The following is a 25,694-nucleotide window of genomic DNA, read 5'->3' as shown; positions in this document are numbered from 1 at the left end:
GTCGAGTTCGCTCTCCATTTCTTGGGGTTCGTCTCGTTCAGGAGGAAGACTTGAATTATCCGATAGATTGGGATTTTATTGACACAGTCAAACTAGTCAGAACGCCGCCGCCTTCGCGGCGGCTCAGGCGGCGGCGTTGAAGGCATCGCTGTAGCGCGCGATGCCTTCCGGCACTGGCCCGTGCAGGGCCAGCGCCATGAAGTAGCCGGGCGGCACGCCCGGCAGTTGCAGGCCCGCATGGGCCTGAAAGCCAAAGCGCCCGTAGTACACGGGATCTCCGAGCAGCACACAGCCTGCGGCCTGCATGGCCCGCAGTTCAGACAGCGCCTGTTCCATCAGGCGCGAGCCGATGCCGTGTCCCTGCCTTTGCGGCAGAACGGAGATCGGCCCCAAACCGTACCAGCCTTCGGTCTTGTGGCCGTGGCCGTCGGTGATGGTCACGGGCGACAGGGCCACATGGCCGACGACCTGGCCGTGTTCCTCGGCCGCGATGGAAAGCGTCAGTTCGCCAGCGGCGCGCAGGGCGCGCACGATGAACTGCTCGGTGTGGCTGGTGTGCGGCGCATCGGCGAAGGCGGCAATCGTGACGGCCTCGATGGCGGCAACGTCGTCAGGTGTTTCGTGTCGTAGATGGATGGTCATGAACTTCTCTTGGATGCCTTCCTGAAAATATAGAACGGCCTGGGCGTGTCGGCGCGGTGCGCCGCCGGGCTTTCGGGCTGCGCCCCGTGCTTCGTGCCGAATCACGGCCATTCGGCATCAATCCCTCACGCCTTCGCGCCTGCGGCGCTGCGCGCTTCGCTTGCCTCCAGGGGAAAGCCCTGCGGGCTATCCCCGCCGCGCGCAGCTTGGCACCCCTCGATGCCGCCGAACCGGCTACGCCGGATCGGCCCGGCCAGCGCCCCGCCGCGATGGACGGGGCTTGTGAGGCTACGCCCCGGCTTGCTGCGGCAGGTTGTGCAGATGCGTGCCGTCCTCAACGCTGGCGGTTCCTGCCTATCACGTCACGAAGGACGGTTCACGGACAACCCGCCCGGCATCGCTATGGAGCTTCCACGCCACGCCTCAAGGCCGGCGCCGCAAGGTGCGGCAGGGGCGTTCTCGCCTGTCGTCGGGCGGTTGACTTGGACCGCGTCAGCGGGCGAGCCGGAGAAGCCTTCGGGCGGGGATGCCGAGTCGGCCCCATCTCCTTTCGGAGCGGTTCGGCCCAAGGCGTCCTTGTCTCGTTGTGAATCCTGGCAGGGGAACGGCTGCGCCTCGGGCGTCATGGCTGCAACCGTCCGGCGAAAACAATTTCCCCGCCGCTACGCGGCTTCCTCGCGCAGCAAATTCTTTTCGCCTCCCGGCTCTCCACTGCGTTGCGACCGCAAGCGGTGCAGCCAGCCCGTCCCCCGCCGGCCGGATCACAACAAGGACGCGATGGGCGCGAACCTTGTTCAACCGAAAGGAGAAAACATCATGGCCAACATCGGCACCTTCACCGCAGACAAAGACGGCTTCGCCGGCACGCTTCGCACTCTGACGCTCAACGTCAAGGTCAAGCTGGTTCCCAACGACAAGGGGGACAACGAGAAAGCCCCGGACTTCCGCTTGCAGGCCGCCAGTCACGACATCGGCGCGGCGTGGAAGAAGACCAGCGAGGCCGGGCGGGATTACCTGTCCGTGACCCTCGACGATCCTTCGTTTCCGGCACCGGTCTATGCGCGCCTGATCGAAGGCGAGAACGGCACGCACGACCTGATCTGGTCGCGCAGCAAGCCCCAGGCGGTGTGACCGCCGCAGCGCCCCGCTATTGCGGCGGGGCGCATCCTTCCAAGGATCGATCTGTGGCCATAGTGACGTAGACTGAGTTGAACCTGCTAGAGGCGTTGCTTTTCCACAAGGCGGCGGTAGTGCTCGCCGAGCACTGTGAGTTTGCAGGTCTTACTTTGCATTGCGGCGTGCCACATATGCGGCGCATCCACGGGTACAACCAGATTCAGGCGGTTGTATCGTTGCAGCAGCGCGAACTTTCTTGTGTTTTCTGGATTTGGGGGAGGCATGTCCGGATCTCTTCCCTTCAACTCCGGCTCAAATGTGGGGTCGAGTTTATATTCATAGCCTCGTTGAGGGAAAAATTCCGTTATACGCCGAAGATCGTCAAGGGAGATGGGTGGATTGACTTTTCTAAGCGAAACGAACTGCCTAACGTTGGTCTTGAAAATAGGACGCTGCTCCCAGGCTCCCAAAGATTGGTCAACGTGCGCGTAAATACTGCCTGGAGTGATATCACCAGTGAGATTAGCTGCTCCACCGTGAAGCGCATCTACTAACAGTGTTGTAAATACTCCTCTGCCATTTTCTTCCGTCGCATACTGATCGGCAGCCGAGGCGGTAAGAATAGTCAATCCTTCAGATAGACTGGCAAGTTCCCCAGCGGCAGGGGGAGTCCCGGCGATACCTGAGTGGCAACTATCAAGAATGATTATCTTGTTTCGAGCCGGAGATTTATTGGCCACGGTGAGAACTTCGGAGAGCGATACCCCTTCGTCACCACGGCGAGAGTCGGTTGCAAGTAGATATCCACCCGTTGCTTCAATGTGCCCATGGCCGGCGAAGTAAAATAGCGCAATATCAGCCTGCGCCTTGAAAAGCTCCTCTACTCGATCTTTTAACAAAGCCCGATCAACGCGATCCGTTGGGCCAGTGCCAGTGAACATCTTGCAATCGAAGTTGACTGACCCATCGCCATGCCGGGCCAGGACAGCTTGCACAGCGTGGGCGTCATCAACGCATCCATACAGAGAGCCACCATGCTCGTAGTGATTGATGCCGACTATAAGAGCTATACGCACGACATCACTCCTTACGTATCAAAGACCATTGATAAAGTTTTTGATGGCATCCCACGTCCACACAACAGTGTTAACGCCTTCAATTCTGGTTCGATCATCGGTGTAGGCCCAGATGCCTAGTACCCTTTTTCCTTCTTCTCGCGCGCACGCAATCTCCCATTTTTGCCCGCTTGATGTCAGGGAGTTTTTGCTAATGAGAGCAATCACGCCGTCTGATCGGCGAATGCGAGTGCGGACTTTTTCCTTCCACTCCGACGCATAGGCTTCCTTGACGGACATGTCTATATACTCAAATGGCGAGTTCGTAAGGAGTGATTGGCCTTTCAAGAAGTCTCTTTGCCTTTCGTCTTCAATTGCGAATGCAACAAAAATAACTTTCTTATCTGCCATGTGATCTCCTCTCATTGAAATGGTTTGGGAAACTTCTCTCGCATGTTGCGAATCGAATGTAACAGAAGTTTTTTGCCTCAGACCGGGGGCTACGCTTGGCCAGGGTCGCCGACTTCATCTAGTTCCCGACGCACCTGCGCCAGCAGCTCCTCGGCCTTGTGTGGGCTGTCGCCGATGTAGGCCAGCGTCAGCAGCGTCAGCGGATGCACACCCATCACCTCGCACAGCTCGGCCAGCTTGTTCAAGGTCGGGCTTTTGAGGTCGCGTTCGAGGGTGCTCATATAGGTGCGGCTGGACACGTCAGAGAAGGCTTCCTGGCTCAAGCCACGCGCCTTCCTGACCGTCTTCAACGCCTTTGCCAATGAGTACCGAGCCGCCACCTATGGTTTCCCTTCAAAAACCAAGATGACAACCTATTGCGCTCTATAGGGCTACAATCTATAGTGTTCACTAGGTGCCGCCCTCCGCTTTCGTGTCTTTACAGAAATCCGCATCGGCGGGTTCCTGTAGAGCCATGGAACCGCATCCGTGCTTGCGCACGAAGGCGTAAATCCGGTGTGGCGGTTCTGCGCTTCGGCGTGAAACCGCATCCGTGCATCATTGGATTTGTGGGATTGCCGACCATGCCCCAGCCACTTGCCACCGTCCCGGAGCGCGCGCAACTGCTCGCCAACGGCGAGGCCCGCGCCGCTGGCCGGGCCATCGACCCTGTGCCTGTGGTGCGGCTGTTCACCCCTGACGCGCACCTCATCTGGCTGCTGGCCGCGCTCGATCCTGCGGACGGCGATACGGCCTACGGCCTGATCGACCTCGGGCTGGGGATGCCGGAGCTGGGAACAGTGAAGCTGTCCGACCTGGCCGGCATCGTCGGGCCGCTCAAACGACCCGTGCTGCGCGACCTCTATTTTCGGCCAGTGCGCACCCTTGCGGAATACACCCGGCTGGCCGAGCGCGACGGGGCTATCCCGGACTGAATACGGCCTACTGTGACTTTTCCAGTCTGGTGTCATACCGGGTAAGTCTCAATCGGGATTCTTGCGGCGTAGCCGCACCAGTCTGATCCAAATAGACATGATGCCTGGCGTGGGCTGCGGCAGGCTGGCCTGTACGGCGCCCCACATCGGGGCGCTGCCGCCGCAGCATTGAGACGAATACCGCAACGCATCGGAGCCAATCGGTCTTGACAGCCTCAGCCACCATTTTTACCCATGACGTTCTGACGATGGCGATGTAGCGCGTAGCCCAGCCGTGGCGGCGATTCCTGTTCCCAGGAGGTTGCGTCATGGCCGACCGCGCCGCCGAGCCTTGGTATCCGACTGCCGCGTATCTGTACGTGCTGCATCTGGACAGCCTTGCGCTCGCCTGGGAGTACCTGCGCAGGCACCCCGACTACCGGCTCGACTGGCTGCGCCATCGTCGCCGGCCGCAGGCGGCACAGGAAGCGGCGCAACGCTGGGGCTTGCGCCTGCTGGAAGACCCGGCCCTGGATGCGCGCGACGCGCATCCGGCCTGGCTGCCCGGCCACGCTGCGATGGTGCAGCTTTACCCGGACGAAGATCCACCACCCGATGCCTCGATCTTCGCGTTCTGGCGCATCCCCGGCCATAAGCAACTGCTCCATGACGGCAAACGGCTGGCGCTGATCGCACGCAGCCCAGGCCATTGCCTGCGCTTTGCCCTGGCGCCCGGTCTGGAAGACGGCATGGCCGTGGCCTATGCCCGGCGGGGCGGCACTGCCGCGGCTGTGCGCGGTCATGCGTCCGGCACGGCCTTCGCTGCCACCACGCCCAGGCCAACACCCTCCGCGCTGTTGGAGCTGCACACCTTGCAGGCGCTCGACGCGACTCTGGCGGGCGCGTCCTTGCGCGATGTGGGCGAAGGACTGTTCGGTGCCGACGCTGTGGCCGACTGGTACAGCGACGGTGGCCTGCGCTCGAAGGTGCGCCGCCTGGTGCGGCGCGGCGATGCGCTGATGCGCGGCGGCTATCGCCACCTAGCACAGCTTCCGCCGCTTGAGAAGGGTCGTTTTGAGGACGACGCAAAACGGCCCTGAGCAGGACAGCTTGGTTTTCTGAGACTGCCTCCATCCGGTCGCGCTGTGTGACCGGGCGCTTTCAACCGATGGAGGTTCACACCATGCGTCCCGCTCCCTTGCGGCCTGCCGCCACTGTCTCGACCGCTGCCGCACAGCCCCAACGCTACCTCACCAACGATGAAGCCGCCGAGTACCTGCGGCTGTCGCCGCGCACGCTGGAAAAGCAGCGCGTGATCGGCGGCGGCCCGCGCTTTCGCAAGTTCGGCCGGCGCGTCATGTACGCCGTGGCCGACCTCGATGCCTGGGCCGCCGACCGCAGCTTCGAGACGACCTCCGATCCCGAATACGCCGAGCACCACTCGGCTGACAGCCGTGCGCGCTGATCGGCGGTGCGCAGCAGGCCATCGCCATGTCCAGCACTGCGCTGCCCATGCGGCAACGGCCGTTGCAGGAGCGCGAACAGCTCGACCTGTTCCGCGCCCTGCCCGGCGACATGGCGCCGCGCGACAGCCAGGATTTGATGGCCTATCCGTTCTTCTCGCTCGGCAAGTCCAAGCGGGTCAAGCCCATCGACTTCCGCGCGGGCAATGTGACGATCCGCGTAGAGGGCACGCAGGAGCACGGCATCGCCACGATTTGGGATGCGGACGTGCTGATATGGGCGGCCTCGCAGATCGTGGAAGCGAAGGACGCGGGCTTGCGGCCGTCGCGGCTGATGCGCGCCACGCCCTACGAGATCCTGCGCTTCATCGGACGCGGCAAGTCGCTGCGCGACTACCAGCGCCTCAAGGCTGCGCTGGATCGCCTGCAATCGACCACGGTGGCCACGTCCATCCGCGAGACGACCGGGCGGCGCCTGCACCGTTTCTCGTGGATCAACGAATGGAAGGAACTGGCCGACGCCAGCGGCACACCGCTGGGCATCGAGCTGATTCTGCCGGACTGGTTCTATGCGGGCGTGCTCGACGCGGCCCTGGTGCTGACCATCGACCCGGCGTACTTCCGGCTCACGGGCGGCATCGAGCGGTGGCTGTACCGCTTAGTGCGCAAGCACGGCGGCAAGCAGGCATACGGCTGGCAGTTCGACTTTCGCTACCTGCACCGGAAATCGGGCAGTACCGCGAAGCCCTACGACTTCGCCTGCGACCTGCGCGCGCTTGTAGCGCGGCAGTCGCTGCCCGGCTACGTCCTGGGCATCGAGCGGATGCCGGACAACGGCATGGAGCTGCTGACCTTCCGGCCCGTGCCGCATACGGCACGGGAATAACTCCGGGAAAGCCTGTGGATGGCGTCGTGCTATCAGGCGTGCGGGGTATCGTGCTATCAGGCGTGGGCCTATCGTGCTATCAGGCGTGCCGATCGGCCGCAAATCCGCGCAAGCATTGGGTTTGCGCGCGCTCTAACTTCCCTAACTTAATTTCTCTAACTTTTAGTAGAGAAACGCCGCTGCGGTGGACAACCATCACTCGGCTCCAAGCGCAGCAGCAAAAGTCCGGCTTTCCAGCATGGGGGGCCGTGCCATGATCGTCGCTCTGCTCAATCAAAAAGGCGGCGTGGGCAAGACCACGCTCGCCACGCACATCGCCGGGGAGCTTGCGATGCGCGGCCAGCACGTCGTCCTGCTGGACGCCGACCCGCAGGGTTCATCGCTGGACTGGACGCAGCGCAGAAGCCAGCAAGGCTTGCCACGGCTGTTCAGCGCCGTGGGCCTCGCGCGCGAAACGCTGCATCAGGAAGCACCAGAACTCGCCAGACGGGCCGATCACGTCGTCATCGACGGCCCGCCGCGCATCGCCGCCTTGGCGCGCTCCGCGCTGCTGGCGGCTGAGCACGTGCTGATCCCCGTGCAGCCCAGCCCCTACGACCTGTGGGCCAGCGCCGAGATGGTGGCGCTGATCCGCGAGGCGCAGGTGTTCCGGCCTGCGCTGCGCGCGGTCTTCGTCATCAATCGGCGCGTCAGTACCACCGTGATCGGGCGCGAAGCGCGCCAGGCGCTGGCCGACCAGCCGCTTCCTGCGCTGCACGCGGAAGTGCATCAGCGCATCGTGTTCGCCGACAGCGTTGCCGCTGGCCGGCTTGCACGCGAGACGGCGCCGGACAGCGCCGCCGCGCGCGAAATCACCGCGCTGGTGGACGAACTGCTGCGGTGGCCGGCATGACAACGAAGCCGCCACCGAACAGCAAACGCACGGCCAAGCGCGTCGGCATCGGCGCGCGTCCGCCCGCGAATCCGCACGCCGAGGCGTGGATTCGCCAAGGCGACGCCGATGCGCTGGGCAAGGGCGACCTCTACACGGCTCGCCTGACCCTCGACATCACGCCCGCCATGCGGGCGCGCATCAAGGTGTCGGCCTTCACGCAAGGCGTGACCGTGGCCGATCTGCTGCGCGGCCTGCTGGAGCGCGAGTTTCCAGAACACCGCAGGGAGAACACTCCATGACCGCATCCGCTTCGCCTGCCGCTGGCGCGGCCACGGCTGCGCTCGCAGCACCTTCCGGCCGGCCGGCCAGCGCGCCGCTGACGCGCGTGGCGCTGGCCTACATCGAACCACGCTTCAAGCTCTACTTGCGCTTCGGCGAACCTGCGCGCACACACCAACTCGACCGTTGGCGGCGCTGCGCGGTGTTCCTGCCGGGCGCCATGTTGTGCCGCATCCGCTGGCAGGCCAACGACTACGGCACCGTGCGCTGGCAGCTCATGGTGATGCAGGCATGCACGCCGCTGGACGCGGCGCAGCGTATCCCCGGCGTCCAGCCGGGCGCGCGCCTGCTGCTGCACGCCGAGGGCGAGAACCAGGTGCGCGCCGTGCTGGAGCGCATCGACGCCATCGAGGTGCTGGGCATCGCACCCGCCGCTGTCTCGCCCGCGTACTGGCGCACGCTCGCCAACCGGCTCGCTGCGCGCTTGTCTCTGCCCGAATACACGGCCGAACGGCACGCCGCCTGGCTGACCGGGAGGGCGATGCCATGATCGCTGTTTCGACTGCCGGCACCGCGCCGCGTCCTCGCTCGCGCCTGCGCGCCCGCCTCGTACTGGCGGGTCTGTCCGCCTGTGGCCTCGCGGCGCTGGCCTGGGCGTCCTTCGTGCATCCGATGCCGCGTCTGATCTACAACCCGTCCGACAGCGTGGCGGTAGGCTGGTATCGCGTCGATCCACAGGAGCACGGCACCGGCTCGCTGCCACGTCCTTTGTCCGTGGGCAGCATCGTCCTGACCACGCTGCCGCCAGATGCCGCCGCGCTGGCTGCGCAGCGCGGCTACCTGCCGGCGCGCGTGCCGCTGCTCAAGCGTGTGGGCGCCGTCGCGCCGCAGGAGGTGTGCATCACTGGCCGCGTTGTCCGCATCGACAGCGTGCCTTCGGCCGCCGTGCTGCCCGCTGACCGCTGGCGCCGGCCGCTGCCATCCTGGCAGCAATGCCGTCGCCTTGAACCCGGCGAACTGTTCCTCTTGAGTGTGACCAACCCGGCGTCGTTCGACAGCCGGTATTTCGGGCCGGTCAGCGCATCCGCCGTGATCGGCGTGGCGCATCCGGTCTGGCTGGAGTCACGCCCATGATGGCCGCCGACTCGCTGCACGTTGCCGTGCATCTTGTCGTGCCATCGGGCGTGACGTTCTGCTGTTCGTCGGCGTGTCGTCGCGCGTGCAGTGCGGGTGCATTCTTACCGCACTTCACGCTGCCTCCGGCGCAGCCGTTCCATGTGCAGGCGTCTTGCCTCGAACGCGCCCGGCCTGCGGCCCTCATCGCGCTTGTTCGCGCGTTCGCCGGCGCGCTGGCTGCTCGCGCAGCGCCGCCGGGCCGCCGCTGCCCGGAGCGCCAGCGAAGGGCAAAAGCGGAAGGCAAGACAAAAGGACGCGGCACCGGGCCGCGTCGAAAGCCTGTCTGCACATGGGGGTGGCGCGGCACGACGCGGCTTCGCCGCCGTGCCGCTTGTGGCGCGAGGCCCGCGCCAATGCAGGCATATCCGCGTGCTTCGCACGACCGGGCGCGCCAGAGCTTGCAGGGAGCGCAGCCATGACCGACCGCCGCGACGACGATTTCCGCATCCGCCCCAATGCCCCGAAGAACCGAGGCCAGGGCTTCGTTTCCAAGGTGCTCCAGCAGGCAGGCAAGGCCAGCAGCGGCAAGTCCTCGGTGCGCCGTCCTGGGACGGCTGGGGGCACCGGGAGGGGCACTGGCCAGCGGCCCGGCTCGCGCCTGGGGCGCGGCCACACGGCGGCGCGCTTCGCCGGGGCGAAGCTGACGCCCATGTCGCGGCGCGTGACCATCAAGACCCTGCTGGTCAACCAGCGCCAGGTCAGCCTGCAGTCGCTCGCCAAGCACCTGCGCTACATCGAGCGCGATGGCGTGGGCCGCGATGGCGAGCCGGGCCAAGCCTACGGGCCGCAGACCGATGCCGCCGACCTCGACGCCTTCAAGGAACGCTGCGCCGATGACCGGCACCATTTCCGCTTCATCCTCTCGCCCGAGGACGGCGCCGAGCTGGAAGACCTGCGCACCTACACGCGGCACCTGATGGGCCGCATGGAAGCCGACCTGGGCACCGGCCTTGATTGGGTGGCCGTCAACCACTGGAACACCGACAACCCGCACACGCACATCGTCGTGCGCGGACGCGACGACACCGGCAAAGACCTCATCATCGCCGGCGACTACATCGCCCACGGCTTCCGCCACCGGGCCGCCGAGCTGGCGACAGAATGGCTGGGGCCTCGCACCGAACTGGATATCCAGCAGACCTTGCAGCGCGAAGTGGAGCAGGAGCGGTGGACGAGCCTCGACCGCACCCTGCTACGCGAGGCTGGCGAGGATGGCCGGGTGCAGATCGAACGCTTCAACGAACCCCGGCTGCAACGCCAGCGCCTGCTGCTGATCGGCCGCCTGCAACGCTTGCAGCGCCTGGGCCTGGCCGACGAGACGCAGCCCGGCACCTGGGCCGTCCATGCGGACGCGGAGAAGACCTTGCGCGCCCTGGGCGAGCGTGGCGACATCATCCGAACGATGCAGCGGGCCATGAGCGGCCAGCCGCGCGAGCTGGCGGTGTTCGAGCCGGGCCAGGACGCCGATGAACGCGGCCGCACCATCGTAGGCCGCGTCGCGGCCAAGGGGCTGGCCGACGAGTTGCACGACCGCGGCTATCTGGTCATCGACGGCGTGGACGGCAAGGCCCACTACGTCGCGTTGAACGCCCGCGACGAACTGGTGAACTATCCCACCGGCTCAGTGGTGGAAGTACGCGGTTCCGCCGAGGTGCGGGCGGCCGACAAGAACATCGTCACGCTGATAAGCGATGGTCTGTACCGCGCTGACGACCACCTTGCCATCGAACAAGGGCGGGCCAAGGCCGGACGCGACCCGCAGGAAGTCGTCGCGGCCCATGTTCGCCGGCTGGAAGCCCTGCGCCGTGCCGGCATCGTCGAGCGCGTCGCCGATGGCTTATGGAAGGTGCCGGACGACCTGGCCGAGCGTGGCCGCCAGTACGACGCGCAGCGGCTGGGCGGAGTGACCGTGGAACTGAAATCTCACCTGCCGATCGAGCGGCAAGCCCGCGTGATCGGTGCCACCTGGCTCGACCAGCAACTGATCGGCGGCGGCAAGGGGCTGGGCGACCTGGGCTTTGGCAGCGAGGTCAAGAACACCCTGCAACAGCGCGCCGACTTCCTGGCCGAACAGGGGTTGGCTGAGAGGCGGGGACAGCGTGTGATCCTCGCCCGGAACCTGCTGGGCACGCTGCGCAATCGGGAACTGGCGCAGGTCGCCAAGGACATTGCCGCCGACACCGGACTACAGCATCGGCCCGTCACCGACGGGCAGCGCGTGGCCGGCATCTATCGGCGCTCAGTCATGCTCGCCAGCGGTCGCTACGCGATGCTGGATGACGGCATGGGATTCAGCTTGGTGCCGTGGCGGCCAGTGATCGAACAGCGGCTGGGGCAGCAGATCGCCGCGACGGTACGCGGCGGCGGGGTGTCGTGGGAGATTGGAAGGCAGCGTGGTGTTTCGGTATAGCCAGATTGACGCCAAACGCCGGGCCACTTCGACAACAGCAGCTTGGTTCCTGGCATATTCTGCGTTGTCGTCAAGGCAGGTGAAAATCCGCGCCGCGCACACCGCAACGGCACGGCCAATGTTCAGATCAACGTTTGCAGGCTCTTCAGCAACTCTTCAATATTCCCTTCGTGACGCTTGTAATAGGTCCAAGGTCCGATGCGCTGGGACGTGACCAGTTTGGCCCGCTGCAAGACCGTCAAGTACTGTGAAATGGTCGACTGTGACAGCCCCGCACTCTCCTGGATGATGCTCACGCAAACCCCGACCTTTTCGGGATCGACTTCTTGCTCCGGATAGTGTTTGCGTGGGTCTTTGAGCTTGGCCAAGATCGCCAATCGGGCGGGGTTGTCCAAAGCCTTCAGTGCCTCATGGATATCAATGCTCATGGCAACCTCAAAACTACTCTTCTCGATATTATAATATCTCAATTACTAATAGCAGTGCACGGATGTAGTGAGAGCCACTACCGCAAAGTCCAGAGTGATGTCGGCATCAGCAATGCCATCCACCTGTTCGCCGCGTTCGCTGCCCGCTAGTCTCTGCAACCGTCTAGTGCAGCACAGAACGCGCGTCAGACTCCCCATAACGAGTTGGTCTCTTGCAAGCTCATGGCGAGTGCGCCGTAAACCGGGGCACGATATAAGAGCCAAGTTCATCAATGACTTCTGATGCCGGACGATGGCCATACTTGAGATTGAGAATTACATGATCGACGCCAATCGACTCAAGTGACTCCAATAGCGCCAGCAGATGATTTCGCCCCAGCCGGTAGCCCAGATGGATTGGCACCGGCGGTGCGTCCGGACGCACATCCAGGTCGATGTAAAGCGACTGGAGGAAGGGTTTGTAAGTGTCCCCGGACTGGGCTCTGACGGCCTCCCGCCAGTTCGCCACCATTGTCTTCTGCAACTGCGGTGCCCGTGGATAGGTGATCCACCCGGAACTCTCCCGCGCGATCCACTCTATGGACTGGCGACTGTTGCCCGTCACGAAAAATGGAATCTCGTTCGTAGTCGGCTTCGGAATCAGGTCAGCATTCTCCAATCGGCCACGACTCCATTGCAGCGGCTCGAAGCTGGTGCGCTGAGCATTGCGGATCACTTCCAGGTGCTCCCGGAAAATGTCGCCCCGCTGATCCGGGTCGACATCAAATGCAGGGAACTCCACAGGTCTGTCACCCGAGGCGACACCCATAAGGAAGCGGCCGCCGCTCAACTGGTCCACGCTCGCAGCCGCCTTGGCCGTGTGCAGCGGATTGCGCAGCGGGATCGCTATCGACGCAGTCCCCAGTGCAATCGTCGACGTATGTGCTGCGATGAAGCCCAGATAGACCCAGGGATCAAAAACCTGGCCCACATCGCCGAAGCTGGGGTCGCGCAACGGTACGTCCCGGAACCAGAGTGCGGAGAAGCCCAGCGCTTCCGCACGACGGGCCAATTCGACCTGGTTGGACATCGTCGGCGTATCGCCCTGGAAGGCCTCGATGGGGAAAAACAGCCCCAGGCTCAGGTGGCCGGCCTTGAAGGTTCGACCGAACCCTTGGTGCTGTTGATAAGGGGTTGTACTTGGCTGATACATTGTCAGGCTCCTCTGGGTCTCAAGGTTTCCATCGCACGCGCGCAGCGCCACTGGCCGCGTCCGAAGCTGCGAACGCGGCCAGTACTGCCTTATGGCCGGTAAGAGGGGTAGTCGGTGTATCCCTTGTCAGTGCCGCCATACATCGTCGCTGGATCTACTGCGTTGAGCGGCCAGCCCTGGGCGATGCGCTCAGGCAGATCCGGGTTGGCGATGAAGGGACGGCCGAACGCGATCAGATCGCCCCAGCCCGCCTTGACCACGCGCACACCGCGCTCCACGGTGTATTTACCGGCATAAAGGATCTTGCCGCTGAAGTTGCTGCGCACATCATTTCGGAAGGTCTCGGGCAGCTCTGGCGCATTGTCCCAATCGGCCTCGGCAAGCGAGACATAGGCAATCCCGACCTGTTCGAGAACCTTGATGGCCTCGATATAGGTTTCATGGGGATCTTCCTCCACCAGTCCCAGATAGACGCGGTCTTCTTCGGTGCTGGCGAACAGCGGGGCAAATCGCACCCCGAGCCGTTCCTTGCCGACCACATCAGCAACGGCCTGTACCACCTCGCGCAGGAAGCGCAGACGGTTTTGCAGGGGGCCACCGTATTCATCAGTGCGCCGATTGGTGTGCGCGGAGATGAACTGATTGACGAGGTAGCCGTTGGCGCAGTGGAGTTCGACACCATCGAAGCCCGCATCAAGTGCATTGCGGGCCGCCTGGGCGTAAAGTTGTACCAACTCCTTAACTTCGGCGGTTGTCAGCGCACGCGGCACCGACGGCTCCGTAAGTGCGCCCTGGCCCGGGCCGGTTTCGACGAACACCTTGACGTTGTCGGCAACGATTGCCGATGGTGCGACGGGTGCCGCACCGCCGGGTTGCAGCGAGTTATGCGAAACACGCCCTACATGCCAGAGCTGCGCAAAGATGATGCCGCCTTCGGCATGCACTGCAGCCGTGACTTTGCGCCAGCCCTCAACCTGTTCCGGACTGTGGATGCCCGGCGTCCAGGCATACCCCTGGCCACGCGGCTCGATCTGCGTGCCTTCGGTGACCATGAAACCCGCCCCGGCCCGCTGACGGTAGTATTCGGCCATGAGGTCGTTCGGAATGTTGCCCGGCTGGGAACTGCGCGAGCGGGTCAGCGGCGGGAGCACGATCCGGTTTTTCAGGGTGTAAGGCCCCAACTGCGTGCTTTCAAACAGTATTTCTCTACTCATTTTAACACTCCTAAATATCCAGAAATCTCGATGTTATTTGGCAAAATTTTGGCGGTGAATCGAACTCAGAACACGCCGAACGGTGCTTCGTTCAGGCTGATGTAGATGTTCTTCTTTTGGCTGTACGCGTCCAGCACGGACTTGTGGGTTTCGCGGCCGAGACCGGACTTCTTGTAGCCGCCGAACGGTGCGTGGGCCCGAATGTCGTGGTAGGTGTTGACCCACATACGGCCGGTTTCGATGGCACGCGCCACGCGAATTGCGCGGTTGATGTCCTGGGTCCAGACGGCACCAGCGAGGCCGTAGTCGGAAGCATTGGCCAGCGCCACGACCTCATCCTCATCCTTGAACGACTGTACGGTGACGACCGGCCCGAAGATTTCCTCCTGGGCGACACGCATGTCGTTGCGCACATCAACGATGATCGTCGGCTTGATGAAGAAGCCAGCATCGTATTCGCCACCAGTCAGCCGCTCACCACCCGTGAGGATGCGAGCACCTTCTTCCTTGGCCAGCTCGATGTAGCCCATGATGCGGTCGGTCTGGATCTGGCTGACCTGGGCACCCATCTGCGTGTTGGGGTCGAGCGGATTGCCCACGCGAACCTTTTCAAAGCGCTCCTTGAGTTCGCCGACGAAGCGCTCATAGATCGATTCGTGCACGAACAGGCGGGAGCCGGCCTCGCAGACTTCACCCTGGTTCCACAGAATGCCAAGTGCAGCCGCCTCGACAGCCCGATCCCAGTTGGCATCAGGGAAGATGATGTTGGCCGACTTGCCGCCAAGCTCCAGCGTGGCCGGAATGATCCTCTTGGCTGCCGCGGCCGCCACGCCTTCACCGACACGCGTCGAGCCGGTGAAGGCGAGCTTGGCGACCTGGGGATGATCGAGAATCGCCTGGCCAACTTCCGTTCCCAGGCCAGTGACGACGTTGACCACGCCGGCTGGAAGCACCTTGGCGAAGATCTTTGCCAGTTCCAAAATCGTGACTGGCGTCATCTCTGATGGCTTGATCACCACCGTGTTGCCCATAGCAATCGCTGGGGCAATCTTCCAGGCAGCCATCAGCAGCGGGAAGTTCCAGGGGATGACTTGGCCTACCACGCCGAGTGGTTCGCTCAGCGTCAGACTCATCGTTTGGTGGTCAAGCATGGAAGCTTCATCCGAATGGCTGCGTATCGCACCGGCGAAGTAGCGGAAATGGTCGATGGCCAGCGGCACATCCACCCGGGCCTCACGGACCGGCTTGCCGACATCCATACTCTCAAACGCCACGAAACGCTCAGCATCGGCTTCGAGCAGATCAGCAATCTTCAGCAGCGCGTTGGCACGCTCAGCCGGAGAAGTCTTGCCCCAGGACTTGAATGCGCGGGCAGCCGCCTGGACAGCACGATCTACGTCTCCAGCCGTGCCACGCGGGATCTTGGTGAGGAATGCACCGGTGGCCGGGTTGGTACTGTCGATGGTCTCGCCACTTTCACCGTCAACCCATTGGTTGTCGATGAAATGACCGTAGTGGATGTCAGGTGCATGGTTTGAAGTGGTTTGGTTGTGTGTCAACACGATGAACTCCTTTGACTTGGGTGGGTGACATGGCTATCATAGCTACATTTCGGGATATGTCAATATCCAAATTGATAGATGTTCTGTGCCGTGCAGCGTACACAACTGCGCTCGCAGTCTTGCCCCGCTAATCCGATTTCCCATCCGATAAGGAGCTACATATGTTCAACGCCATCCTCATTGATAAAGACGATTCCGGTTACCACGCCAACTTGAGTACGCTGGACGAGGCCGTATTGCCCTTAGGCAACGTAACGGTAGAAGTGCAATGGAGCACGCTCAACTACAAGGATGCTCTTGCCATCACCGGCCAGGGCGGAGCCGTGGTTCGTCATTTCCCGATGGTGCCAGGCATAGATCTGGCTGGTACCGTGCTGCACAGCGACGACCCCGATTTCAGTACCGGCGATGCAGTGTTACTCAATGGCTGGGGCGTGGGCGAAAAGCACTGGGGCGGCTTGGCTCAACGCGCCCGGCTGCAAGGCGAATGGTTGATCCCGCTGCCGCACGGATTGGACGCACGCCAGGCGATGGCCATCGGTACGGCCGGCTATACCGCGATGCTGTGCGTGCTTGCGCTTGAGCGTCACGGCCTGCGTCCGGAACACGGCGAGGTGCTGGTTACAGGTGCCAACGGCGGTGTCGGCAGTTTCGCCATTGCTTTGCTGGCTCGCCTTGGCTATCACGTCGTCGCCTCCACGGGGCGGCCACAGGAATCCGACTATCTGCGAGCCTTGGGCGCAGAGACCATCATCGACCGCGCCACCCTCTCGCAACCCAGCAAGCCGCTGCAAGCCGAGCGCTGGGCAGCAGCAATCGACTCAGTCGGCAGTCACACGCTGGCCAACGTCTGCGCTGGTCTGCGCGCCGATGGTGCCGTGGCTGCTTGCGGCCTGGCCCAAGGCATGGATCTGCCGGCCACAGTAGCACCCTTCATCCTACGCGGCGTCAGCCTGCTCGGGATCAACAGCGTGACGCGTCCGAAAGCCGACCGTATCCAGGCCTGGTCACGACTGGTCAAAGATCTGGATTTCGTCCAACTCGATGCGATTACTCAGGAAATTGGATTAGGCGAGGCCATCGCTGCCTCCGAGGATCTACTCGCCGGCAAGGTGCGTGGGCGTCTGGTGGTGGATGTGAATCGCTGAGCAGCTCTGCACAAACCAGCGAATAGAGAGGAACAACATGGAGTTTCGACACCTGCGCTGCTTCCTGGCGGTCGCCGAAGAACTGCACTTTGCCCGTGCTGCCGAGCGACTGCATATTGAACAGTCGCCGCTGTCGCGCACCATCAAGGAACTGGAGGAAGATCTGGGTGAGCAGTTGTTCGTCCGCACTAGCCGCAGCACGCGGCTGACTCGTGCTGGCAAACTGTTTCTGGAGCATGTGCCGCGTGTTTTCACCGCCTTGCAGCAGGCGCGAGACAGCGTGAAGGCAGCTACCAATGGTTTCCATAGCCAGCTACGCATTGCACTGTCCGACGGCATCATGCCGTCACGTCTGCCGTCCTTGCTGGCGCTGTGTCGGCAGGAGGAGCCCGAGGTCGAGATTCGGCTGTTCGAGGTGCCGCTGTCGCAGCAGATCAAGGGACTGCACGACGATTTGTACGACGTGGGCTTTGCGCAGTCCGATGACGTTGGTGATGGACTCGTGGCTGAGGCGGCGTGGAGTGATCCGTTGATGGTGGCAGTGCCTGCACGGCACCCGCTGCTGAGACACAAGCGTATTCCATTGGAAGAAGTACTGCGCTATCCGCTGGTGCTCTGCGATCTGAATGTGTGTGAAGGACATGCCCGCCAGATTGAGCGTGTACTGCGCTGCTCAGACATGGAGCCGATGATTGCTGAGCGTGTGGCGTCTTACGACTTGATGATGGCGCTGGTATCAGCAGGCTTTGCTCTGGGAATTACTGGAGCGCCGCACATTGCGGCTCGCCGTGAATCTGGTGTGATTGCACGAGCGTTAACGGGGCGTTCTCCTTTGCTCACGACCTATGTACTACATCGAGTAGGTGAATCCTCCGATGTGCTGTTGCGCTTTATCGAACGAGTACTGGTACTCGAATCACCGGAAGGCGGCGGAGCCGTGCGCCCCTTCAAACCCGACCCCCAAGAGGAAGTCGAGCCATGACCATGAAGCTGATTACCCCGTTCTTGTTGGTTACTGCACTGGTAGCCTGCGGCCCGTCGGAGCCGCCGAAGCAGGAAGCCAATGTGCCAACCGTCGACGAACTGGCCGCCGATCCGGCACGCCTGAAGGAACTGCGCCGCCAGTGCAAGACCGAGCGCCCGACGATGGGCGACGTGCTGTGCAACCGCGTGGCCGAAGCCACGAACAAGCGCTTCTTCGGCGACGGCAAGGTACCTTACACGCCATCGGAAACGCCACCGAAGTTCTAACCGTTGGCGGCTTGCTGCATATCTTCGTTTTCTTTCTCGACACGCCGCAGCGCGCCCACGCCTGCGGCGTTTTTACTGGTTTCGTCCCTACATGAAACCATGTTTTTTGCATCACCTTGCTGCCGATAACGGTCTTTGACCAGCACTGAACCGGCACCGATCCTGACGCCTGCGGCACGCCTTTGTGCCGCGTTTTCCACGGGGAATCAGCGCAGGAGAAATCGGAGGCCAAGGTATGCAGGCTCAAGGTGTGTTGTTCGGGCAGATCGCCGCCGTGTTCGGCATCGTGATCGCCGGTGTGTGGGGTGCCACGCAATGGACAGCCGCCGCCTTGGGCTACCAGCTACGCCTGGGCTCGCCCTGGTTCGACTTGTACGGCACGCCGGTCTATTACCCGTGGAAGCTGTTCGAGTGGTGGTTCTTCTTCGATGCCTACGCGCCGCAGGTGTTCGACACCGGCGGCATGATCGCGGCAAGCAGCGGCCTGCTGGCCGTGGCGGTCGCCATCGCAATGTCGGTGTGGCGCTCGCGTCAGGCGCGCAAGGTGACGACCTATGGCTCGGCCCGTTGGGCGGATGCTGCCGACATTCGCAAGGCTGGGCTGACGCAGCCTGCTGGCGTCTTTCTCGGCCAGCATGACGGCCACTACCTGCGGCACGAAGGGCCGGAACACGTCCTGACCTTTGCGCCCACGCGCTCGGGTAAAGGTGTCGGCCTGGTGGTGCCGACGCTCCTATCCTGGCCGGCCTCGGCCGTCATCCACGACATCAAGGGCGAGAACTGGCAGATCACCGCAGGCTGGCGTTCGCGTTTTTCGCATTGCCTGCTGTTCAACCCGACCGATGCGAAGTCGGCGGCCTACAACCCTCTGCTGGAGGTGCGGCGCGGCGCGCATGAAGTGCGCGACGTGCAGAACATCGCGGACATTCTGGTCGATCCCGAAGGCGCGCTGGAGCGGCGCAACCATTGGGAAAAGACCTCGCACGCGCTGCTGGTCGGGGCCATCCTGCATGTGCTCTACGCGGGCGAAGACAAGACGCTGCGCGGCGTCGCCAACTTCCTGTCCGACCCGGCCAGCCCGTTCGAGCTGACCTTGCACCGGATGATGACCACGCCGCACCTCGGCGATGGGCCGCATCCGGTCGTCGCATCGGCAGCGCGTGAAGTCCTCAACAAGAGCGACAACGAACGCTCGGGCGTGTTAAGCACCGCCATGTCGTTCCTCGGCCTGTACCGCGACCCGACCGTGGCCGAAGTCACCTCGCGCTGCGATTGGCGCATCGCCGACCTGATCGCGGCCGAGCATCCGGTGTCGCTGTACCTTGTGGTGCCGCCTTCGGACATTTCGCGGACGAAGCCGCTCATTCGCTTGATCCTCAACCAGATCGGGCGGCGCCTCACCGAATCGCTCGACGGCTCCGATGGCATCGAGCGCCGCCACAAGCTGCTGTTGATGCTTGACGAGTTCCCGGCGCTGGGGCGCCTGGACTTCTTCGAGACGGCGCTGGCCTTCATGGCGGGCTACGGCATCCGCAGCTTTCTCATCGCGCAGTCGCTCAACCAGATCGACAAGGCGTATGGGCAAAACCACTCCATCCTCGACAACTGCCATGTGCGCGTGACGTTCGCCACGAACGACGAGCGCACCGCCAAACGGATCTCCGAGACGCTGGGCACGGCCACCGAGCTGCGCGCCCAGCGCAACTACGCGGGCCACCGGCTCGCACCGTGGCTGGGCCACCTGATGGTGTCGCGCCAGGAAACCGCGCGCCCGCTGCTGACGCCGGGCGAAGTCATGCAGCTTCCACCCGACGAGGCCGTGGTGATGGTGTCCAGCGTGGCACCGATCAAGGCCAAGAAGCTGCGCTACTACGCGGACGCCAATTTCAAGCGCCGCGTGCTGCCGCCGCCCGCGCTAGCGGACGGGCAGTATGCCGACGCGCCGCCGGCACGCGCCGACGCCTGGAGCGGGCTGGCGATTCCTGCCGTGCCTGCCGCACCAGCCACGGCATCCGCCGATGGCCTGGAGAACTTGGGTACGGCCGACGACGGCGGCCCGCGCCGCCAGCCCGAGCTATCCGAAACCGTCGCCTACGACCCCGAATTGGCTGCGCCCGCGGCCGACCTCGGGCTGCTCGATGACGACGACGATTTGCCGCTTCCCCTCCCGCGCCAGCTTGATCCAGCCATGCAGCGCACGGCCCGGCTGGCTTCCCTCGACCCCAACGACGGAATCGAGCTATGAGCCACTACCGCCTCAACCTGTTCATCCAGCCGGAGCACGCCAAGCGGCTCGATGAGCTGGCCGCCAAGAAAGGCGTGTCCAAGTCATCCATCGTCGCGGCGGCGCTTGCATCGTGGCTGTCGCCCGATGCCGCCGACCAGCGCGAGGCAGCCATCGCCAAGCGGCTGGATCGCCTCTCGCGCCAGGCCGAGCGCATGGAGCGCGACCAGAACATCCAGATCGAGACGCTGGCGCTGTTCATTCGCTACTACCTCACGGTCAGCACGCCAGTCCCCGAAGCGCACCAAGAGGCCGCTCGCGCACAGGGCAAAGCGCGCTTCGAGCAGTTCGTTGAACAGTTGGGTCGCCACCTGCTGCGCGGGCGAAGCCTGGTGCGCGACGTGGTGGAGGAGCTGCATCCCGACCCGATGCGGTTGGAGGACGCGGCGGCAGCCGCGCAAGCGCAGGAGCGTGTGTCATGAGCGCCGTTCCGCAGTCCATGAGTGCCACGTCGCTCGACCGCCGCATCCAAATGCTGCGCACGGCGATGGGGCCGCTGATCGCCGCCGCGCTCGAAGACCCGGACGTGGTGGAGGTGATGCTGAATCCTGATCGCACCCTTTGGGTGGATCGGCTTTCCAGTGGACGCGCGCCGATGGGCGTGGAACTGCCCGAGGCGGACGGCGAGCGAATCATCCGCCTTGTCGCCGCCCACGTCGGCGCGGAAGTCCATCGCGGCCAGCCGCTGCTGTCCGCCGAGTTGCCCGAAACGGGCGAACGCTTCGAGGGCATCTTGCCGCCGGCCGCGCCGGGACCGGCCTTCGCGCTGCGCAAGCGCGCCATCGGCGTGATTCCGCTGGAGCGGTACGTCATCGACGGGATGATGACCAGCGCGCAGGCGGGCTTTCTCGTTCGCGCCGTCCGCGAGCGGCAGAACGTCTTGATCGCCGGCGCCACCAGCAGTGGCAAGACCACGCTTGCCAATGCGTTGCTGGCCGAAATCGCCGCCACCGGCGACCGCGTGCTGGTGCTCGAAGACACGGTGGAACTGCAATGCGCGGCCCGCGACCACGTTCCCCTGCGCACCCGCGCAGGCGTGGTGTCGATGACCGAACTGGTGCGCTCGTCCATGCGTCTGCGGCCGGATCGCGTCGTCGTCGGCGAGGTGCGCGGCGCCGAGGCGCTGGATCTCATCAAGGTGTGGGGCACGGGCCATCCGGGCGGCATCGCCACGATCCATGCCGGCTCCGCATTGGGCGCGCTGCTGCGCCTGGAGCAACTGATTCTCGAAGTGGCGGTGAACCCGCCGCGTGCGCTGATCGCAGAGGCGGTCAACGTGGTGATCCACATCGCCGGGCGCGGGCGCAAGCGCCGCATCGAGAGCATCGCCCGCGTCGTCGGCTTCGACGGCGTGGGCTACCGGCTGGTGGACTGGGAGGCGGACGCGCTGGAAACGCCGTTTCCCGAGCTGCCGCCACCTCCCGATGCCGCACCCGCTGCGGCGACTTCCCCATCCCCTGACTCACTTGGAGAACTGCCATGACGCAGATGATCGTTCCTGCTTTCCGTTTTTCTGCAAATCCGGCTTTGCGACTTGCGCGGCTGCGCTGCCTGGCCCGCCCTGCGGGGCAAGGGCCGCTGCTGGCTGCGCTGCTGCTGTTCCTGGCCGGAACCGCACAGGCCGCCGGTTCCTCGATGCCGTGGGAAGGCCCACTGCAATCCATCCTCGAATCCATCCAGGGGCCGGTAGCGCGCATCGTCGCGGTCATCATCATCATCGCCACGGGCCTCGCGCTTGCCTTCGGCGACACGTCGGGCGGCTTTCGCAAGCTGATCCAGATCGTCTTCGGTCTGTCCATCGCCTTCGCGGCTTCGAGCTTCTTCCTGTCGTTCTTCAGCTTCTCCGGCGGGGCCGTCGTATGAGTGCCCCAGACACCTTCGCGGACGGCTTCGAGGTGCCGCTGCATCGCTCGCTGACCGAGCCGATTCTGCTGGGCGGCGCACCGCGCACCGTGGCGATCGCCAACGGCACGCTGGCCGCCGCTGTCGGCCTGGGCCTGCAACTGTGGATTCCCGGCGTGGTGCTCTGGATCGTCGGCCATTCGCTGGCGGTGTGGGGTGCGCGCGTCGATCCGCAGTTCATGGCCGTGTTCGCGCGGCACATCAAACACCGCCCGCTGCTGGACGTGTGAGGGGAGGACGCCACGATGCTGAATCTCGCCGAATACCGCCAGCGCCCGGCCTTGCTTGCCGACTGGCTGCCCTGGGCCGGGCTGGTCGCACCGGGCGTCGTCTTGAACAAGGACGGCAGTTTCCAGCGCACGGCCCGGTTTCGCGGGCCTGACCTCGACAGCGCGACGCAAGGCGAGCTGGTCGCCACGTCGGCGCGGTTGAACAACGCGCTGCGCCGCATGGGATCGGGCTGGGCGCTATTCATTGAAGCCGAGCGCCGGCCTGCCGCCGATTATCCGCACTCGGAGTTTCCCGAGCCGCTTTCCTGGGTGGTGGAGGAAGAACGCCGGGCCGCCTTCGAGGAATCGGGCAATCACTTCGAGAGCGGCTATCACCTGACGCTGCTTTACCTGCCGCCGGAAGAATCCCGCGCCCGTGCAGCCAAGATGCTCTACGAGAACACGCCGACGAATGGCGTGGACTGGCGCGAGCGGCTGCAAGCCTTCGTCGCGGAAACGGATCGCGTCTTTGACCTGCTCGACGGCGTGATGCCGGAGATTGACTGGCTCGATGACGCGCAGACGCTGACCTACCTGCACGCGACCATCTCGACGCGGCGCTATCGCGTCGGCGTGCCCGAAGTGCCGTTCCACATCGACGCGCTGCTGACCGACTCGCCGCTGGTCGGTGGCCTGGCGCCCATGCTGGGCGACCAGCACCTGCGCGTGGTGTCGGTGCGGGGCTTCCCGACCTCGACCTGGCCGGGGATTCTGGACGACCTCAACCGCCTTGGCTTTGCGTACCGCTGGAGCACGCGCTTTCTCTGCCTCGACAAAGCCGAGGCGGAAAGAGAACTCGCCCGCCTGCGCCGCCAGTGGTTCGCCAAGCGCAAGAACGTCATCGCGCTGCTACGCGAAACGATCTTCCAGCAGGAAAGCCCGCTGGTCGATACCGACGCCAACAACAACGCCGCCGACGCCGACGCTGCCTTGCAGGAGCTGGGCAGCGATCAAGTTGCCTTCGGCTATCTGACGGCGACCGTCACCGTCACGGACGAGGACGCCGCCGTCGCAGACGAGAAGCTGCGCATGGTGGAGCGCGCCATCCAGGGCCGGGGCTTCGTCACCATCCCCGAAACGCTCAATGCCGTGGATGCCTGGCTGTCTTCGATCCCTGGCAACGCCTATGCGAACGTGCGCCAGCCCATCGTCTCGACGCTGAACCTGGCGCACATGATGCCGGTGTCGGCGGTATGGGCCGGGCCAGAGAAGAACGACCACCTCGACGGCCCGCCGCTGATCGTCACGCGCACCGATGGCGCGACGCCGTTCCGGCTGGTGACGCACATCGGCGACGTGGGCCACACGCTGGTCGCAGGTCCAACCGGCATGGGCAAGTCGGTCTTGCTCGCCACGCTGGCGATGCAGTTCCGCCGCTATCGCGGCTCGCGCATCTTCGCCTTCGACATGGGCCGCTCCATGCGGGCCGCCATCCTCGGCCTGGGCGGCGAACACTACGACCTGGGCACGGATGGCGAAATCGCCTTCCAGCCGCTCGCGCGCATCGACCGCGAGGGCTACCGCACCTGGGCCGCTGAATGGATCGAAGGCCGCTTGCTGCACGAAGGCGTGGCGGTCGGCCCCGATGAGAAAGCGGCCATCTGGTCGGCGCTGGGAAGTCTCGCCGGTGCGCCGCTGGAGCAGCGCACGATGACGGGGCTTTCCGTGCTGCTGCAATCGAACGCGCTGCGGCAGGCGCTGTCGCCTTACGTGCTCGGCGGCGCCCACGGCAAGCTGCTGGACGCCGATCACGATCGGATGGGCATGGCCGACGTGCAGTGCTTCGAGATGGAGGAGTTGATGCACAGCAAGGCCGCCGTCATGGCCGTGCTGCATTACCTCTTTGCGCGTTTCGATGAACGCTTCGACGGTGCGCCCACGCTGCTGATCCTCGATGAAGCCTGGCTGTTCCTCGATGACCCGGCGTTTGCCGCGCGTATCCGCCAGTGGCTCAAGACGCTGCGCAAGAAGAACGTCAGCGTCATCTTCGCCACGCAGAGCCTCGCCGACATCAAGGATTCGAGCATCGCGCCCGCGATCATCGAGAGCTGCGCGAGTCGGATTTTCTTGCCCAACCCGCAGGCCACCGAACCGCAGATTCGCACGATCTACGAGGGCTTCGGCCTCAACAGGCGGCAGATCGAAATCGTCGCCACCGCGCAGCCCAAGCGCGACTACTACTACCAATCCCGGCTCGGCAACCGCCTGTTCGACCTCGACCTGGGGCCGGCGGCGCTGGCCTTCGCGGGCGCATCCACGCCGCAAGACCAGCGCGACATAGACCGCGTGCTGCTGGACGCCGGCGTGCCCGGCTTCGCGGGCGCCTGGCTGCGCCATCGCGGCCTCGATTGGGCGGCCGACCTGCTGCCCTCGTTCCCCGGCCTCGCGCCGGATTCCCTCCGTACCGCCGACCACTCATAGGAGAACCAGCCATGAAGATCCGTGCGCTTTCCATTTCGCTTGCTGCCGCACTGTCGCTGACGATATTGACGCCTTCACCAGCATTGGCCTGGCGCATCGTCTTTGATCCGAGCAACTATGTGCAAAACACGCTGACCGCGATCCGCACGCTAGAGCAGATCAACAACCAGATTCGTCAGCTCCAAAACGAAGCGCAGATGCTGATGAACCAGGCGCGCAACCTCGCCAGCCTGCCGTCCAGCGTGGTGAACCAGTTGCGCGCCAACCTGGCGACGACCGAGCGGCTGATCGCCCAGGCCAGAGGCCTGGCCTACGACGTGACGAATCTGGATCGGGAGTTCGCACGTCTGTATCCCGAGCAGTACGCCGCCACCGTCAGCGGCGACCAGATGGTCCGCGACACGCAGGAGCGTTGGCGGAACACGCTCAACGGCTTGCAGACCACCATGCAGATGCAGGCGCAGGTGTCGCAGAACCTGGGCGAAGACGAAAGCGTGCTGGCCGATCTCGTGGGCAAGAGCCAGTCGGCCCAAGGCGCGCTCCAAGCCATGCAGGCCATGAACCAGTTGCTGGCCTTGCAGGCCAAGCAGTCGATCCAAGCGCAGCGGCTTCAGATCACGCAAGACCGTGCGGCCTCGCTGGAGCTGGCGCGGCAGGCGGCGGCCACGGAGCGCGCCCGCGAGGTGCGGCGGCGCTTCCTGGGTGACGGCACGCCGTACACACCGCAGTCCGTGAACTTCTACGGCAACTGACGGGAG

29 protein-coding genes are annotated in these 25,694 nt (G+C 64.2%); 20 read left to right on the top strand and 9 right to left on the bottom strand.

The window, feature by feature from the left end; translation table 11 throughout:
* Window positions 1-123: 123 nt before the first annotated feature.
* The gene (locus DFR45_RS02925) at window positions 124-642 is read right to left on the bottom strand and encodes a GNAT family N-acetyltransferase (protein ID WP_114482152.1); all 519 of its coding nucleotides are present in this window, start codon (window positions 640-642) and stop codon (window positions 124-126) included.
* An 816-nt stretch (window positions 643-1,458) separates the two neighbouring features.
* Between DFR45_RS02925 and DFR45_RS02920 the strand changes: the two genes are divergently transcribed.
* A complete protein-coding gene (locus DFR45_RS02920) occupies window positions 1,459-1,773 on the top strand; it encodes a DUF736 domain-containing protein (protein ID WP_114482151.1) in 315 nt (104 codons plus the stop codon).
* 86 nt (window positions 1,774-1,859) lie between these two features.
* Here DFR45_RS02920 and DFR45_RS02915 read toward each other — a convergent pair whose 3' ends face one another.
* The 3 genes from DFR45_RS02915 to DFR45_RS02905 all read right to left on the bottom strand — a co-directional run bounded on the left by DFR45_RS02915 (window position 1,860) and on the right by DFR45_RS02905 (window position 3,604).
* Window positions 1,860-2,834 carry a caspase family protein gene (locus tag DFR45_RS02915; RefSeq protein ID WP_114482150.1) on the bottom strand — a complete coding sequence of 325 codons (975 nt, stop codon included), beginning with the start codon at window positions 2,832-2,834 and terminating at the stop codon, window positions 1,860-1,862.
* A gap of 18 nt (window positions 2,835-2,852) precedes the next feature.
* The gene (locus DFR45_RS02910; RefSeq protein ID WP_114482149.1) at window positions 2,853-3,224 is read right to left on the bottom strand and encodes a TIR domain-containing protein; all 372 of its coding nucleotides are present in this window, start codon (window positions 3,222-3,224) and stop codon (window positions 2,853-2,855) included.
* A gap of 89 nt (window positions 3,225-3,313) precedes the next feature.
* A complete protein-coding gene (locus DFR45_RS02905) occupies window positions 3,314-3,604 on the bottom strand; it encodes a helix-turn-helix domain-containing protein (protein ID WP_114482148.1) in 291 nt (96 codons plus the stop codon).
* Between the two features lie 243 nt (window positions 3,605-3,847).
* On the opposite strand from DFR45_RS02905, the gene DFR45_RS02900 reads away from it, so the two are divergent.
* The 9 genes from DFR45_RS02900 (at window position 3,848) to DFR45_RS02850 (ending at window position 11,265) form a co-directional block, all read left to right on the top strand.
* Complete coding sequence (locus DFR45_RS02900) at window positions 3,848-4,198, top strand: DUF2958 domain-containing protein (RefSeq protein ID WP_114482147.1); 351 nt, start codon at window positions 3,848-3,850, stop codon at window positions 4,196-4,198.
* 308 nt (window positions 4,199-4,506) lie between these two features.
* Window positions 4,507-5,277 carry a DUF2285 domain-containing protein gene (locus tag DFR45_RS02895; RefSeq protein ID WP_114482146.1) on the top strand — a complete coding sequence of 257 codons (771 nt, stop codon included), beginning with the start codon at window positions 4,507-4,509 and terminating at the stop codon, window positions 5,275-5,277.
* A gap of 83 nt (window positions 5,278-5,360) precedes the next feature.
* Complete coding sequence (locus DFR45_RS02890; protein WP_003107109.1) at window positions 5,361-5,642, top strand: helix-turn-helix transcriptional regulator; 282 nt, start codon at window positions 5,361-5,363, stop codon at window positions 5,640-5,642.
* A gap of 26 nt (window positions 5,643-5,668) precedes the next feature.
* The gene (locus DFR45_RS02885) at window positions 5,669-6,526 is read left to right on the top strand and encodes a replication initiator protein A (RefSeq protein WP_114482145.1); all 858 of its coding nucleotides are present in this window, start codon (window positions 5,669-5,671) and stop codon (window positions 6,524-6,526) included.
* A 253-nt stretch (window positions 6,527-6,779) separates the two neighbouring features.
* Complete coding sequence (gene parA / locus DFR45_RS02875; RefSeq protein ID WP_114482144.1) at window positions 6,780-7,418, top strand: ParA family partition ATPase; 639 nt, start codon at window positions 6,780-6,782, stop codon at window positions 7,416-7,418.
* Window positions 7,415-7,699 (top strand): chromosome partitioning protein ParB, encoded by a 285-nt coding sequence (locus DFR45_RS02870; protein WP_066689961.1) that lies wholly within the window; start codon window positions 7,415-7,417, stop codon window positions 7,697-7,699. Before parA ends, DFR45_RS02870 begins: the two co-directional genes overlap by 4 nt.
* Window positions 7,696-8,229: a DUF2840 domain-containing protein gene (locus DFR45_RS02865; RefSeq protein WP_066689949.1), complete on the top strand. Its 534-nt coding sequence runs from the start codon at window positions 7,696-7,698 to the stop codon at window positions 8,227-8,229. The genes DFR45_RS02870 and DFR45_RS02865 overlap by 4 nt, the downstream gene beginning before the upstream one ends.
* Window positions 8,226-8,813, top strand: a complete 588-nt coding sequence (locus DFR45_RS02860) for a S26 family signal peptidase (RefSeq protein WP_066689947.1) — start codon at window positions 8,226-8,228, stop codon at window positions 8,811-8,813. The genes DFR45_RS02865 and DFR45_RS02860 overlap by 4 nt, the downstream gene beginning before the upstream one ends.
* A gap of 457 nt (window positions 8,814-9,270) precedes the next feature.
* A complete protein-coding gene (locus DFR45_RS02850) occupies window positions 9,271-11,265 on the top strand; it encodes a relaxase/mobilization nuclease domain-containing protein (RefSeq protein WP_114482142.1) in 1,995 nt (664 codons plus the stop codon).
* Window positions 11,266-11,387: 122 nt separating this feature from the next.
* Here the strand turns inward: DFR45_RS02850 and DFR45_RS02845 are convergent, their stop codons facing one another.
* The 4 genes from DFR45_RS02845 to DFR45_RS02830 form a co-directional block, all read right to left on the bottom strand.
* Complete coding sequence (locus DFR45_RS02845) at window positions 11,388-11,693, bottom strand: ArsR/SmtB family transcription factor (RefSeq protein ID WP_066419976.1); 306 nt, start codon at window positions 11,691-11,693, stop codon at window positions 11,388-11,390.
* A gap of 220 nt (window positions 11,694-11,913) precedes the next feature.
* The gene (locus DFR45_RS02840; protein WP_033040868.1) at window positions 11,914-12,885 is read right to left on the bottom strand and encodes an LLM class oxidoreductase; all 972 of its coding nucleotides are present in this window, start codon (window positions 12,883-12,885) and stop codon (window positions 11,914-11,916) included.
* Between the two features lie 89 nt (window positions 12,886-12,974).
* On the bottom strand, window positions 12,975-14,099 hold the full coding sequence (locus DFR45_RS02835; protein ID WP_066689943.1) for an alkene reductase: 1,125 nt from the start codon (window positions 14,097-14,099) through the stop codon (window positions 12,975-12,977).
* Window positions 14,100-14,164: 65 nt separating this feature from the next.
* Window positions 14,165-15,661: an aldehyde dehydrogenase family protein gene (locus DFR45_RS02830; protein WP_066689941.1), complete on the bottom strand. Its 1,497-nt coding sequence runs from the start codon at window positions 15,659-15,661 to the stop codon at window positions 14,165-14,167.
* A 161-nt stretch (window positions 15,662-15,822) separates the two neighbouring features.
* On the opposite strand from DFR45_RS02830, the gene acuI reads away from it, so the two are divergent.
* From acuI to DFR45_RS02815, 3 genes are read left to right on the top strand one after another with little or no spacing between them, the layout of a single operon-like run.
* A complete protein-coding gene (gene acuI, locus DFR45_RS02825) occupies window positions 15,823-16,809 on the top strand; it encodes an acrylyl-CoA reductase (NADPH) (RefSeq protein WP_066689939.1) in 987 nt (328 codons plus the stop codon).
* A 37-nt stretch (window positions 16,810-16,846) separates the two neighbouring features.
* Window positions 16,847-17,791, top strand: coding sequence for a LysR family transcriptional regulator (locus DFR45_RS02820; RefSeq protein WP_066689937.1), 945 nt, complete (start codon window positions 16,847-16,849; stop codon window positions 17,789-17,791).
* A gap of 2 nt (window positions 17,792-17,793) precedes the next feature.
* Window positions 17,794-18,060, top strand: coding sequence for an EexN family lipoprotein (locus tag DFR45_RS02815; protein WP_174564687.1), 267 nt, complete (start codon window positions 17,794-17,796; stop codon window positions 18,058-18,060).
* On the opposite strand, the gene DFR45_RS14325 is transcribed toward DFR45_RS02815, so the two are convergent.
* Complete coding sequence (locus DFR45_RS14325; protein ID WP_066689930.1) at window positions 18,057-18,260, bottom strand: hypothetical protein; 204 nt, start codon at window positions 18,258-18,260, stop codon at window positions 18,057-18,059. The two genes, DFR45_RS02815 and DFR45_RS14325, sit on opposite strands and share 4 nt — an antisense overlap.
* 35 nt (window positions 18,261-18,295) lie before the next feature.
* On the opposite strand from DFR45_RS14325, the gene DFR45_RS02810 reads away from it, so the two are divergent.
* The 7 genes from DFR45_RS02810 to trbJ are packed head-to-tail and all read left to right on the top strand — an operon-like array spanning window position 18,296 to window position 25,688.
* Window positions 18,296-20,305 carry a conjugal transfer protein TraG gene (locus DFR45_RS02810; RefSeq protein WP_114482141.1) on the top strand — a complete coding sequence of 670 codons (2,010 nt, stop codon included), beginning with the start codon at window positions 18,296-18,298 and terminating at the stop codon, window positions 20,303-20,305.
* Window positions 20,302-20,766, top strand: coding sequence for a ribbon-helix-helix protein, CopG family (locus DFR45_RS02805; RefSeq protein WP_114482140.1), 465 nt, complete (start codon window positions 20,302-20,304; stop codon window positions 20,764-20,766). Before DFR45_RS02810 ends, DFR45_RS02805 begins: the two co-directional genes overlap by 4 nt.
* The gene (gene trbB / locus DFR45_RS02800; RefSeq protein WP_114482139.1) at window positions 20,763-21,827 is read left to right on the top strand and encodes a P-type conjugative transfer ATPase TrbB; all 1,065 of its coding nucleotides are present in this window, start codon (window positions 20,763-20,765) and stop codon (window positions 21,825-21,827) included. The genes DFR45_RS02805 and trbB overlap by 4 nt, the downstream gene beginning before the upstream one ends.
* Window positions 21,824-22,207 (top strand): TrbC/VirB2 family type IV secretion system protein, encoded by a 384-nt coding sequence (locus tag DFR45_RS02795; RefSeq protein ID WP_114482138.1) that lies wholly within the window; start codon window positions 21,824-21,826, stop codon window positions 22,205-22,207. Before trbB ends, DFR45_RS02795 begins: the two co-directional genes overlap by 4 nt.
* The gene (locus DFR45_RS02790) at window positions 22,204-22,476 is read left to right on the top strand and encodes a VirB3 family type IV secretion system protein (protein ID WP_046988731.1); all 273 of its coding nucleotides are present in this window, start codon (window positions 22,204-22,206) and stop codon (window positions 22,474-22,476) included. Before DFR45_RS02795 ends, DFR45_RS02790 begins: the two co-directional genes overlap by 4 nt.
* Window positions 22,477-22,491: 15 nt before the next feature.
* Window positions 22,492-24,936, top strand: a complete 2,445-nt coding sequence (trbE, locus tag DFR45_RS02785; RefSeq protein WP_114482137.1) for a conjugal transfer protein TrbE — start codon at window positions 22,492-22,494, stop codon at window positions 24,934-24,936.
* 11 nt (window positions 24,937-24,947) lie between these two features.
* Complete coding sequence (gene trbJ / locus DFR45_RS02780) at window positions 24,948-25,688, top strand: P-type conjugative transfer protein TrbJ (RefSeq protein ID WP_066695120.1); 741 nt, start codon at window positions 24,948-24,950, stop codon at window positions 25,686-25,688.
* The last annotated feature ends 6 nt before the right edge of the window (window positions 25,689-25,694 follow it).

It is taken from the genome of Extensimonas vulgaris, assembly GCF_003337425.1.
Classification (GTDB): domain Bacteria; phylum Pseudomonadota; class Gammaproteobacteria; order Burkholderiales; family Burkholderiaceae_C; genus Extensimonas; species Extensimonas vulgaris.
The sequence above is the reverse complement of the archived record's forward strand: the minus strand, read 5'-3'. Positions and strand labels throughout refer to the sequence as shown.